9 protein-coding genes and 1 pseudogene are annotated in these 12,056 nt (G+C 62.0%); 9 read left to right on the top strand and 1 reads right to left on the bottom strand.

The features are described from left to right. Positions 1-92 precede the first annotated feature (92 nt). The 7 genes and pseudogenes from AC1DUP_RS22520 (at position 93) to AC1DUP_RS22490 (ending at position 7,609) form a co-directional block, all read left to right on the top strand. On the top strand, positions 93-1,292 hold the full coding sequence (locus AC1DUP_RS22520; protein WP_477834555.1) for a diaminopropionate ammonia-lyase: 1,200 nt from the start codon (positions 93-95) through the stop codon (positions 1,290-1,292). Further along, complete coding sequence (locus AC1DUP_RS22515; RefSeq protein WP_477834553.1) at positions 1,289-2,527, top strand: hydantoinase/carbamoylase family amidase; 1,239 nt, start codon at positions 1,289-1,291, stop codon at positions 2,525-2,527. The genes AC1DUP_RS22520 and AC1DUP_RS22515 overlap by 4 nt, the downstream gene beginning before the upstream one ends. Before the next feature lie 3 nt (positions 2,528-2,530). After that, entirely contained in the window at positions 2,531-3,694 is a 1,164-nt protein-coding gene (locus tag AC1DUP_RS22510; protein WP_477834551.1) for a M20 aminoacylase family protein, read from the top strand. Between the two features lie 138 nt (positions 3,695-3,832). After that, on the top strand, positions 3,833-4,750 hold the full coding sequence (locus AC1DUP_RS22505; protein ID WP_477834839.1) for an ABC transporter substrate-binding protein: 918 nt from the start codon (positions 3,833-3,835) through the stop codon (positions 4,748-4,750). Positions 4,751-4,769: 19 nt separating this feature from the next. Then, positions 4,770-5,774: a FecCD family ABC transporter permease gene (locus AC1DUP_RS22500; protein WP_477834549.1), complete on the top strand. Its 1,005-nt coding sequence runs from the start codon at positions 4,770-4,772 to the stop codon at positions 5,772-5,774. Further along, a complete protein-coding gene (locus AC1DUP_RS22495) occupies positions 5,771-6,805 on the top strand; it encodes a FecCD family ABC transporter permease (RefSeq protein ID WP_477834547.1) in 1,035 nt (344 codons plus the stop codon). The genes AC1DUP_RS22500 and AC1DUP_RS22495 overlap by 4 nt, the downstream gene beginning before the upstream one ends. Positions 6,806-6,813: 8 nt before the next feature. Continuing rightward, positions 6,814-7,609 (top strand): annotated as a pseudogene (locus tag AC1DUP_RS22490) (ABC transporter ATP-binding protein). Here the strand turns inward: AC1DUP_RS22490 and AC1DUP_RS22485 are convergent. Continuing rightward, positions 7,581-8,282, bottom strand: coding sequence for a class I SAM-dependent methyltransferase (locus AC1DUP_RS22485; RefSeq protein WP_477834545.1), 702 nt, complete (start codon positions 8,280-8,282; stop codon positions 7,581-7,583). The pseudogene AC1DUP_RS22490 and the gene AC1DUP_RS22485 sit on opposite strands and share 29 nt — an antisense overlap. Positions 8,283-8,452: 170 nt before the next feature. Between AC1DUP_RS22485 and AC1DUP_RS22480 the strand changes: the two genes are divergently transcribed. Both AC1DUP_RS22480 and AC1DUP_RS22475 read left to right on the top strand, forming a co-directional pair. After that, the gene (locus AC1DUP_RS22480; protein WP_113311069.1) at positions 8,453-9,961 is read left to right on the top strand and encodes an ATPase domain-containing protein; all 1,509 of its coding nucleotides are present in this window, start codon (positions 8,453-8,455) and stop codon (positions 9,959-9,961) included. Then, complete coding sequence (locus AC1DUP_RS22475) at positions 9,930-12,002, top strand: ATP-binding protein (RefSeq protein WP_477834837.1); 2,073 nt, start codon at positions 9,930-9,932, stop codon at positions 12,000-12,002. Before AC1DUP_RS22480 ends, AC1DUP_RS22475 begins: the two co-directional genes overlap by 32 nt. Positions 12,003-12,056 lie beyond the last annotated feature (54 nt).

The raw sequence follows: 12,056 nt of genomic DNA, 5'->3' as shown, positions 1-12,056 counted from the left end.
CACGAAACAAACTTGCAAAACAGGCGCCGAATATCAGCGCCTTTTTCGTGCCCGCTGCAATATGTTTCCACCAGACAGCAAGCGAGGCCACGATGTTTATCCTCAACAGCAATGCGGACTATCGACGCCCGCTCGTAACGGGCGATGCGGCAACGCTCGGCCTCGCCGCAGCGGAAAGCGTGGAGCGCCACCTGCACTTTCGCGAGAACCACGCCGAAACGCCGCTCACCGCCCTGCCCGCCCTCGCGGCCGCAGCGGGTGTAGCCGCCATCCATGTGAAGGATGAGAGCCACCGCCTCGGGCTCGGCAGCTTCAAGGCGCTCGGCGGCGCCTATGCCGTCATCCGCATGGTTCTCGAAGAAGCCGAAGCAAGGCTCGGGCGGCCGGTCGATATGGCCGAGCTGCAGTCTCCCGACGTCAGGAAAATTGCCGAAACTATGTGTTTTGCCTGCGCCACCGATGGCAACCACGGCCGCTCGGTCGCCCAAGGCGCCGGGCTCGTCGGCGCGCGGTCGGCAATCTTCGTCCACGCCGGCGTCAGCGAGGAGCGCGTTGCGGCTATCGCCCGCTTCGGGGCCGAGATGATCCGTGTGGCGGGGAGCTACGACGACTCCGTGAAGGAAGCCGCGCGCGTGGCGAAAGAGCGAGGCTGGACCATCGTATCAGACACCTCCTGGCCGGGTTACGAGCGCATCCCCGGCCTCGTCATGCAGGGCTATACGGCACTGGTGCGCGAAGCGCTCAGGCAGCTGCCGGCCCCACCGACCCATGTCTTCATCCAATCCGGCGTTGGCGGCATTGCCGCCGCCATCGCTGGTCATCTGGCCGTCGCGCTCGGCGATCAGCGCCCTGTCTTCACTGTCGTCGATCCCGCCCGCGCCGCCTGCCTGTTCGAGAGCGCACGTGCCGGCCATCCCGTCGCCCTGCCGCATGGCGAACCGACCGTCATGGCGATGCTCGAATGCTACGAGCCGTCGCTGGTCGCCTGGCGCATCCTCTCGCGCGTTGCCGATGCCTTCATGACTGTCGATGAGGAGGATGCCGTCGCCATCATGAAGCGCCTTGCTGATCCCGTCGGCGGCGATCCCGTCATCATTGCCGGCGAAAGCGGCGGCGTCGGCCTTGCCGGTCTTCTGAAGGCGGTTGCCGATCCCACGATAAAGGCCGCCCTTTCCATCGGTCCTGACTCCCGCATCTTCGTCGTCAACACCGAGGGCGCCACCGATCCCGGCAAATACCGGGAAATCGTCGGGCTTTCGCCTGAAGACATCAGGGCGCGAGGTGCAGCATGAGCAACCTTTCCGTAGACAGCGTCCGGCTGCTCGGCCGGCTCCGCGAACTCGGCGGCATCGGCCGCGATGCCGATGGCCGGCTGGTGCGCCTTGCCGCATCCGATACGGACAGAGAGGGCCGTGACCGGCTTGGCCGTTGGATCGAGGCGGCCGGTCTCGAACTCGCCATCGACCGGATCGGCAATATGTTCGGCATCTGGGCACCCGAAGGCACGGCCGGCCGCGCGGCGCTGATGCTCGGCTCGCATATCGATACGGTCATCAATGCCGGCATCTATGACGGCTGTTACGGCGTACTGTCAGGCCTCGAAGTCATCGAGACGCTGAAGGAGGCGGGCTTCATTCCCGCCCGCCCCATCGTCGTTGCCGCCTTTACCAATGAGGAAGGCGTGCGTTATGCGCCCGATATGATGGGCTCCCTCATCTATGCCGGCGGGCTCGATATCGATGCAGCCCTTGCAACAACAGGAACCGACGGGTCACTGCTCGGTGACGAACTCAAACGCATCGGCTATGCCGGCGACAAGGAGCCGGGCTTCCTGACGCCGCATGTCTATATCGAGCTCCATATCGAGCAAGGCCCGGTGCTGGAGCGCGAAGGCTTGTCCCTCGGCGCAGTGGAAAACCTGCAGGGCATTTCCTGGCAGCGGGTGACGATCGAGGGTGACGCCAACCATGCCGGCACGACGCCGATCTCCATGCGCCGCGATGCCGGCCATGCGGCTGCCCGCGTCGTCACCTTCCTGCGTGAGCGCGCCAGGGCCTCGAACACACCGACGGTCGCGACAGTCGGCTGCATGGAATTCCAGCCCAACGCCATCAACGTCATCCCCTCGAAAGCGATCTTCACCGTCGATCTGCGCGATCCCGACGAGGCGAGGCTGAGAGAGGAAGAGGCAGCCCTTGCCCGCTTCCTCGAAATGCTCTCCGCCGAAGAGGACGTGACCGTTACGGTAGAGCGGCTGGCCCGCTTCGAGCCGGTCACATTCGACGAGCGCATTGTCACCGAAATCGAAACGGCAGCCAAGGCGCGTGCGCTTCCCTGCCGGCGCATGACATCAGGCGCCGGCCATGATGCGCAGATGATCGCCCGCATTGCGCCTGCAGCGATGATCTTCGTGCCGAGCCGGGGCGGCATCAGCCACAATCCCAGGGAATTCACCGCCGATGATGATATCATCGCCGGCGCCGACATCCTGCTCGATGTGACGAGCAAGTTGACGCTAGAGGAATAGCCGATGGATTTCGATCGACTGGTCTCCGACATGCGGCAATGGCGCCGCCATCTCCACGCCCACCCGGAATTCGGCTTCGAGGAAAGGCAGACCTCCGCCTTCGTCGCCGGGAAGCTGCGCGAATTCGGGCTCGACGATGTCGCGGAAGGTGTCGGCGGCACCGGCGTCGTCGGCACGCTGAAGCGCGGCAGCGGCAACCGCTCGATTGCGCTACGCGCCGACATGGACGCCCTGCGCATTCTGGAACAATCAAGCCTGCCCTATGCCTCAGGCAACCCCGGCGTCATGCACGCCTGCGGCCATGACGGCCACACCGCCATGCTGCTCGGCGCCGCCAGGATGCTTGCCGAAGACAACGGCTTTGACGGCACGGTGCGCTTCATCTTTCAGCCCGCCGAGGAATGGGGCAAGGGCGCACTCGCCATGATCGAGGACGGCATTTTCGAGCGCTTTCCTTTCGATGAGATCTATGGGCTTCACAATATGCCGGGCCTTCCCGTCGGCCATTTCCAGACCCGCCCCGGCGCCTTCATGTCGGCGGAGGACAATTTCGAGATCGTCCTGCGCGGCACCGGCGGCCACGCCGCCCGCCCGCACGCGACAAACGAAGTGCTGGTCGCCGCCTGCGCCCTTGTCCTGAACCTGCAGACCATCGTTTCCCGCCGCCTCGACCCGACCGATATCGGCGTCGTCTCCGTCACCGAACTGCTGACCGACGGTACTCGCAACGCGCTGCCCGGCCTCGCCCGTATCCTCGGCGACGCCAGGAGCTTCCACCCCGAAGTCAGCGCCGAAATCGAAAAGCAGATGCGGGTGATCGCAGCAGGCACGGCGCTCACTTACAATCTCTCCGTAGAAGTCACCTACACCAGGGAATTCATCCCCCTGCTCAACGACCCCGCCCTTACTGAAGAGGCCTTCGCAGCCGCCCGCGACGTCTTCGAGCCCGACAGCATCGAAATCCGAAAAGAGCCGATGACGGCATCGGAGGATTTCGCCCGCTTCCTCGATACCATCCCCGGCTGCTTCGTCTTTCTCGGCAATGGCAGAAACTCCGCCCCCCTGCACAACCCGACCTTCGATTTCAACGACGATGGCCTTCTCTACGGTGCGAATTTCCATGCGAGCATCGTCCGCCGTCGCCTTCCACACGCTGACCGGAAATAACGAATTGTGGGCATCGGATTAAAAGTGGATTGCCGAACTCCTCTTTAACGCCTAAAGCGACTTCGCCTAGTCTATGGAGGATACGCAATGGTGCCCAACGTCCGTAAATTTGCAACTCTCATCAGCCTCTTGTCCGTGATGGTGAGCGCGCCCGTGTTCGCCGAGGATGGTAAGACCTTCTCGGTAACCGACGACCGCGGCGTCACGGTCGAGGTTCCCGTCCAGCCCAAGCGGATCGCAGCGATTTCCTATTTCGCAGATGACGTCGCCCTTGCTCTCGGCATCAAGCCCGTGGCCAGCACCTACATGACAAAAGGGCGCGAGCCGGACTTTCTTCTCGGCCTGACTGCCGGCATGAAGCAGATCGGCCAGCGGGCAAAACCCAATCTCGAACTTCTGTCCGAAGCAAAGCCCGACCTGATCGTGGCTATCCGCCGCTACACAGTGGGCAACGCGCCGCAGCTGGAAAAGATCGCCCCCTATGTCGCCTACAATATGGAACTGCTTGACGGGAGCGACCGCGAGATCGCCGAGCTTTCGAAAATCCTCGGCAATCCGGCGCGCGGCGTTCAATTGAACAAGGAATTCCGGGAACATCTCGCGGACTATGCCGCCAAGGCCCCGAAGGATGTCCATCCGCGTTTCGCGATCATGTGGGGTGGTGAAACACCGTTCGCATTCCACACCGAAAATACCTCCGCCTCGATCCTGGCAGCCATCGGAGGCGACAATATCGCCGGCAACATGACGCCGGGCGGTGAGTTCGGCATCGATCTCAGCCTGGAAACCATGCTGGAGAAGGACCCGGAAGTGCTCTTCATCTACGATTCAGGTCCCGACCGGCCGCATGAAAACAACCCGATCTGGCAGGAATTGACTGCCGTGAAGAACAAGCGGGTTTTCTATGTCGGCGACCAGTGGGTCGAAACGAACGGCCCCATCGCCCGCGAGGTCGTGCTGCGCGAAGCGGCTCACTATCTCTATCCGGAGACGTTCCCGGCAGTCGACGTGCGGGCGGAAGCCGCCAAGATCATTCCGGCCGAAGCACAGAAATAACGAATTGATCGCGACGACGATGAACGCTCGCAAATCCTCTGTTGCCATTGGGTTCGTCGTCGCCGCGACACTGTCGATTGTCCTGGTAGGCTTGCTGCCGGGCGCAAAGATGCTCTCCTTCGATACCGTGCTGCGCGTGCTTTTTGCCCCGGATGCAAAGATCGACTCGATCCTCGTCTGGACCTTGAGATTGCCGCGCAGCCTTGCGGCCGCCGTCGCGGGCGCAGGTCTTGCCGTGTCGGGCTATCTTCTGCAGTCGTTGACGCGCAATCCGCTCGCCGATCCCGGCATCACCGGCGTCACTGCCGGCGCTGTCGCGCCGATCGTCGGAAGCTTCGTTCTCCTGCCCTGGATCTCGTCCGCTTACTACCCCTTCATTGGCCTCGCCGGCGGGCTCGCTGCTGCTTCGGTCACCTTCTGGGTAGCCAGAGGCGGAAACGGACGCCCCCTGCACCTGGCGCTCGGCGGCGTCAGCGTTTCGCTCTTCCTTGGCGCCATCACGATCTATGTCCTGCTGCTCGCGGGCCCGCAGTCGACCGCCCTTCTCTTCTGGTTATCAGGAGGCTTCCAGGGCCGCACATGGTCGCACCTCATCCATATGCTCCCATGGATCGGCATCGGCGTCATCGGAGCACTGTTGCTGCACCGGGTCATCGCAATGTTTGCGCTGAGCGAGCACGCGGCCGCGGCCATGGGCCTGCAGCTCGATGTCTGGAAGCCCGTTCTGCTGATCCTCGCCATTTGTCCCGTGGCCGGCGTCGCCCCGGTGGCCGGCCCGGTCGCCTTCGTCGGACTTGCCGCGCCGCACATCGCTCGTCTTCTCAAGCCCCAGGGCGCGGTCTGGGAGATCGCTCTCACGGCGGCAACAGGAGCATTCATCGTCACCTGTGCGGATCTGGTTGCCCGAACGATCGCCATTCCCAAGGAATTGCCGGTCGGCATCATTACCGCGCTCCTTGGCGGGCCGGTCTTCGTCTACCTGATCCAGCGCGGCCGCCTCGACTTCCAGCGGGACAGCGCATGACGATGGCGTCCCCGACACAGACGCGATCGACCGCCTGGCTGCTGCCGTCAGGCCTTGCGCTCGTCGTCCTGTCTCTTGCCGCCGCGGTCTTTCTGGGCGTGGTGGATATTCCTGCCGCAGATATCGTCGCCGCCCTGACCGGGCACGGATCCCCGGAAGCCCGTTCGATCATCATCGATATCCGCCTGCCGAGGATCGTCACCGGCATATTGGCGGGCATTCAGTTCGCCGCCGCAGGCCTCCTGCTGCAAACCATCACCCGGAACCCTCTTGCCGACCCTTCCCTGATGGGTGTCTCGCAAGGTGCGACGCTGACGGTGACGATATTCCTGCTGTTTACCGTCTATATCTTCAACCCGGGCTCGAACACGCTCGCCGAACTGCCGATCGCATGGCTGCCGACGGCAGGCCTGGCAGGCGGTCTGGCGGCAGGCGGGATCATTTATCTGCTGGCCTTCCGGCTCGATCTCAGCCCTCTCCGGATCACCCTCTGCGGCATTGCGATCGGAGCGGTTCTGCATGCACTCGCCATTGGATTGATCGCGGGCTGGGGCTCGGCGCGGATAGAAATCATCCTCGAATGGCTCTCAGGCAGTCTCTATGCCCGCACCTGGGATCACGCGCTCTTTCTCCTGCCGTTCACGATAGCAGGCCTTGCCGTCCTGCCCTTCATCTATCGCCCATTGGTCCTGCTGCAGCTGGATGCCTCGGTCGCCGCCTCCTTCGGTCTTTCTTACCGCAGGCAATTCTCCCTGGTGCTTCTGGTGTCCTGCATCCTTGCGGCAAGCGCGGTCGGCGCAGTCGGCCCGATCATCTTCATCGGGCTTGTCGTTCCCCACCTCGCCCGCTTCCTGGCCGGACGCCACTTCCCGCTGGTCATTCCCTTGACGATCGTTCTCGGCGCGGTTCTCGTCACGCTCGGCGATCTCGTTGGCCGCCTCGTCGGGCACGCCGAAGAAATCCCGATCGGCGTGGTCACTGCACTCCTCGGGGTGCCCGTTCTTCTTGCCCTTCTCCGCAAAGTTCCTTGAGATCGCCCATGCCGCTGAGCTGTTCGCAACTATCCGTTCTCTATGGCCGCCGAAAGGCGCTCAGCGGGTTTCGGCTCTCCATGGAAAAAGGCGAAATCCGCGCGCTGATCGGCCCCAATGGCTCAGGCAAGAGCACCGCGCTGCAGGCGCTCGCCGGATTGATCAAACCGGCGGAAGGATCTGCTGCGATCGAGGATGTGGCCGTCGCTTCGATGTCACGGCGCGCCATCGCCAGGAAGCTTGCCTTCCTGCCGCAGCAGCCTTCGGCCCCTGACGAGATGACCATTGCGCAACTCGTGCGTCAGGGACGGTTTTCCCATGTCGGCCTGTTTCGCTCTTATGACGGCAAGGACGAAAAAGCCATCGAATGGGCGCTCGACAGTACCGGCCTTACGAGCCTGGCGGACAGGGCGCTGCGGGAATTGTCCGGAGGCGAGCGCCAGCGGGCATGGATATCGGCGGCCCTTGCACAGGAAGCCAGCATCCTGCTCCTCGACGAGCCGACCTCCTTCCTCGACATCGGCTATCAGGTGGAGATCCTCGATCTCATCCACCGCCTCAGCCGGGAAAAGGGCGTCACGATCGTCATGGCGATCCACGACATCAATCAGGCCATCGCCGTCAGCGACCGCATTTCACTTCTCGAGCGGGGAGAATTGCGCTTCGATGGTGAGCCAAGAGCGCTCGCAGAAAGCGGCCTGATCGAAAAAACGTTCCGGGAAAGGGCGGTTCGTCGAGGTCGATCCCGACAAGCCGCCGCATTTCGACGTCGAGCTTACGCGGTTCGCCCGTCCGGGCGCTTGACGAGCCGGAAGACGATCTTGGTCTGGGTGTAATAATCCAGCGCATCGGCAAAATCGGGTGTCCAGCCATCCTCGACGAAGGGGATGAAACCGTCATATTCCAGCTTCCTGCCGGAGACCTGGAAGCCTGCCTTCGCAAATGCGCGTCCGTAGTCGGTGATCGAGCGATCCTGCACCACCGTGTTCGTCCGCTTGGCGACAAGCTCACGCCATTTCGGCCAAAGTGGATTGTCGGTATGGCACCCGGTCACCGCATAGTAGACGCCGCCCGGCTTGAGCGACTTCCAGATATCGGCAGCGTGCGCATCGATGTCCTCGACGAGATAGATGACCTCGTGGCTGATCGCCAGATCGAACTCCTCCACCCATCCGTCGAGTGTTCCGCCGACCGCATACTGCACAGGAAGGTTGCCCTTGAGCGCTTCGGCCTTGGCGACCGACTGCTCGGCGATATCGATGCCCAGCGCCTTGCGAAACGGCCGGATGGCATAGAGGTGCCGTAGCAGACCGCCCTGATTGCAGCCGAAATCCAGGACGCTTTTTTCCGAAAGGTCGCGCTCGGTGATGATGTCGATGAGGTGTCGCCAGATCGGCGCATGCCCATCCGCCATCCGGTCTTCTGCGTCGGGATCGACATACCAGGTAGTTATGGTTTTGCGGGCATCATTGCTCATTGTTTCTCCGACGCGTTTCATTCGAATGAGGAGTTCATAAAGCGGCGAAGACGGTGTGAAAAGGTCAGTTGCTTCCCGCTCCGGCTCGAATGACGTTTCGCACTAACGTCATCAGCAGTCTTGTTCCTCAAACCTCCTGCCCTAATTCCTTGACTGATTTAGGAGACAGTATGGACCAAGTTTTGAACAAGAAGGCACAGACCGGAGTCGAAGGACTGGACGATGTATTGTTCGGCGGTTTTACACGTCGTCATGTATTCCTGTTGGAAGGTTCGCCCGGCACCGGAAAAACCACGATTGCCCTGCAATTTTTGCTTGAAGGCGCCGATCTCGGCGAGCGCTGCCTTTATATAAGTCTTTCCGAAAGCGAAGAAGAGTTGCGCGACAGTGCCGCCTCGCACGGAATGGAACTCGGCGACGCCATAGAAATCTTCGAGCTCGTGCCGCCCGAAAGCCTGCTCGATGCCGATCAGCAACAGAGCCTGCTCTATTCATCGGATCTCGAACTGGGCGAGACGACCAAGCTGATCTTCGAGGCCTTCGAGCGGGTAAAACCGCAGAGAGTAGTGATCGACAGCCTTTCGGAAATCCGGCTGCTGGCGCAAAGCTCGCTGCGTTATCGTCGACAGATCCTCGCGCTGAAGCATTTCTTCTCACGCTCGGATGCGACCGTCCTGCTGCTCGACGATATGACGTCAGACAATCTCGACAAGACCGTTCACAGCGTCGTGCATGGCGTGATCCATCTGGAACAGCTTGCGCCCGATTACGGTTCGGAACGACGGCGGCTCCGGGTCCTCAAATATCGCGGCCAGACGTTCCGCGGCGGATACCACGATTTCCTTATCAAGACCGGCGGAGTGGCGGTGTTTCCTCGATTGCGCGCGATCGAGCACAAGACCGAATTTGATCGCACGACCCTCTCGAGCGGCATCAAGGCGTTGGATGATCTGCTTGGCGGCGGGATCGAGCGAGGTTCCAATACGCTGCTGATTGGCCCGGCGGGCACAGGCAAAAGCCTGTTTACGCTGCAATTCGTCGTCGCGGCGGTCGAGCGCGGCGAAAAGGCGGCCATTTTTATCTTCGATGAAGAGCTTGGGCTGCTGTTTTCGCGCACGAAATCGATGGGCATCGATCTCGAGAAGATGCACGACGACGGGCTGATCCATATCGAGCAACTGGATGCGGCCGAGCTGTCGCCTGGAGAGTTTGCGCAACGCGTCAGGGACCGGGTCGCCGGCTACGATGCCAAAACCGTCGTCATCGACAGCATCAACGGGTATCAGGCATCGATGCCGGAGGAAAACGCGCTCATCCTGCATATGCATGAGCTTCTCCAATACCTGAACCGCCAGGGCGCCAATACTTTCCTCACGGTTGCCCAGCATGGCCTCGTCGGCGACATGAAATCACCCGTCGATGTCACCTATCTCGCCGATAGCGTGATCCTGCTGCGCTATTTCGAGGCCCTTGGCAAAGTGCGCCGCGCCGTTTCCGTCATCAAGAAGCGTACCGGCATGCATGAAGACACGATCAGAGAATTCCGCATCACCCATGAAGGGTTGAAGCTTGGCGGCCCGCTTTCCGGTTTCCAGGGCGTGCTTCGCGGCGTTCCGACATTCGTCGGCGAAAGACAGCCGCTCCTTCATACCTCAGACGAGGACGGCGACAATTCCTAAAAGCAATGCCATCGGCCTGATCCTCGCTCCCATCGGGCGTGATGCGCAGATTGCAGCGTCACTCCTGCAGGAAGCAGGCGTACAACCAAAAGCGACGACCGATCTATCCTCCTTCGTCGAAACCCTTGATGACGACGTCGCTTTTGCCGTCGTCACTGAGGAAGCGTTGCGTTCCGCCGATCTGCGCGCCATCTCCGCCTGGATCGAACAGCAGCCAAGCTGGTCCGACCTGCCCTTCATCATCCTGACAAACAGAGGCGGCGGTCCCGAGCGCAATCCCGCAGCCGCCAGGCTGTCCGAGGTCCTTGGCAATGTCAGCTTCGTCGAACGTCCGTTCCACGCAACCACCTTCATCAGCGTTGCCCGCTCGGCCATGCGCGGACGCCGGCGGCAGTACGATGCGCGCACGCGCATCGAGGCCCTCGATGAAGGCGAGCGCCGGCTGCAGACAGCGCTCGAAGCCGGGCGGCTCGGCGCCTGGGAGCTCGATCTCGCGTCGGACGCGTTGACGACCTCGTCCACCTGCAAGGCTATTTTCGGCCGCCGTCCCGAAGACCCATTTACCTACAGGGATCTGCTGAGCGCGGTTCATCCCGAAGACCGGAAGCGCATGCAGGCCGCCGTGAGCAGGACCATCGAAACCGGCGCGGACTATTCCATCGAATACCGGACTATCTGGAGCGATGGTTCCGTTCACTGGGCTGAAATCCACGCGCAGCTCTACAAGGATCGCTCCGGCAAGGCGATGAAGATGGTGGGTGTATCCGCCGACATCACGGCGCGGCTGAAGGCAGAGGAGCACCAGCGGCAGCTCAATGAAATACTGGAGGAAAAGGTCGCCGAGCGCACGCGCGAGCTGGAGCAGGCCCATGCCAACGTGATGGCGGAAGTCACCCAGCGCGAGCGCGCCGAAGAGCAGCTTCGCCAGGCCCAGAAAATGGAGGCGATCGGCCAGCTCACAGGCGGCGTGGCGCACGACTTCAACAATCTCCTGATGGCCGTCCTCGGCAATCTCGAACTGTTGCGCAAATATGTCGGAAACGATATCAGGGCCACTCGCCTGATCGACGGCGCCCTGCAGGGGGCAAAGCGCGGCGCTTCCCTCACCCAGAGACTGCTTGCCTTTGCGCGGCGACAGGACCTGCACATCGACCCGGTCGACATGCGCTCCCTCGTACACGGCATGACGGACCTCCTGAAGCGCTCCGTCGGCTCCACCATCCTGATCGAAACCACGGTTCCCGATAATCTTCCTCTCGTGTCGGCCGATGCCAACCAGATCGAACTGGCCCTGCTCAATCTCGCCGTCAACGCCCGCGACGCAATGCCCGACGGAGGCGCGATCCGCATCGCGCTGAAGCAGGCGGAGCAGATTGTGCCGACCGATGAACTCGCTGCCGGAAGCTACGTCGTCCTGACCGTCGCCGACGAGGGTTCCGGCATGGACAAGGAGACGCTTCAAAAGGCGATCGAGCCGTTCTTTTCGACAAAGGAGCTCGGAAAGGGAACTGGCCTCGGGCTCTCCATGATCCATGGTCTGGCCCTGCAATTGAAGGGCGACCTGAAACTGGAAAGTACGCCCGGCAAGGGCACGACGGCCGAACTCTGGATCCCCGTCTCCACGTCGGCCAGCGTCCATATCGAACCTGAGGACGTCATGCCGGTGGACGCAGACAAGGTCTCGGGGCCGAAGCGCATATTGCTTGTCGACGACGACGTGTTGATCGCCATGAGCTCGGCCGATATGCTCGCCGATCTCGGTCATGAAGTGGTCGAGGCCCATTCGGGGAAAGAAGCTCTCGAGTGCCTCGGCAACGGCGCGGGCTTCGATCTGATGATCACCGATTATTCCATGCCCGGCATGACCGGCGGAGACCTCGCCAAAGCCGCCCGCACGATAGCCCCCGGCTTGCCGATCCTCATTGCATCAGGATATGCCGAACTCCCGCCCGGACTCGACCTTGACGTCGCCAAGCTCGGAAAGCCCTACACCCAGGATCAACTGGCACAGGAGATCGGCAAGCTGATGGTCGCTCACTGACACATTCACGCCTGCTGCGTCATAACAGGCGGCCGCCATTTTGCAGAAGACGGC

It is taken from the genome of Rhizobium sp. 01L419, from assembly GCF_056400025.1.
The sequence above is the reverse complement of the archived record's forward strand: the minus strand, read 5'-3'. Positions and strand labels throughout refer to the sequence as shown.

Excerpts from the sequence above, each read along its gene's own strand:
- AC1DUP_RS22505 (WP_477834839.1), top strand. The coding sequence starts at position 3,833 with ATGGTGAGCGCGCCCGTGTTCGCCGAGGATGGTAAGACCTTCTCGGTA.
- AC1DUP_RS22480 (WP_113311069.1), top strand. The coding sequence starts at position 8,453 with ATGGACCAAGTTTTGAACAAGAAGGCACAGACCGGAGTCGAAGGACTG.
- AC1DUP_RS22510 (WP_477834551.1), top strand. The coding sequence starts at position 2,531 with ATGGATTTCGATCGACTGGTCTCCGACATGCGGCAATGGCGCCGCCAT.
- AC1DUP_RS22520 (WP_477834555.1), top strand. The coding sequence starts at position 93 with ATGTTTATCCTCAACAGCAATGCGGACTATCGACGCCCGCTCGTAACG.
- AC1DUP_RS22485 (WP_477834545.1), bottom strand. The coding sequence starts at position 8,282 with ATGAGCAATGATGCCCGCAAAACCATAACTACCTGGTATGTCGATCCC.
- AC1DUP_RS22495 (WP_477834547.1), top strand. The coding sequence starts at position 5,771 with ATGACGATGGCGTCCCCGACACAGACGCGATCGACCGCCTGGCTGCTG.
- AC1DUP_RS22515 (WP_477834553.1), top strand. The coding sequence starts at position 1,289 with ATGAGCAACCTTTCCGTAGACAGCGTCCGGCTGCTCGGCCGGCTCCGC.
- AC1DUP_RS22500 (WP_477834549.1), top strand. The coding sequence starts at position 4,770 with ATGAACGCTCGCAAATCCTCTGTTGCCATTGGGTTCGTCGTCGCCGCG.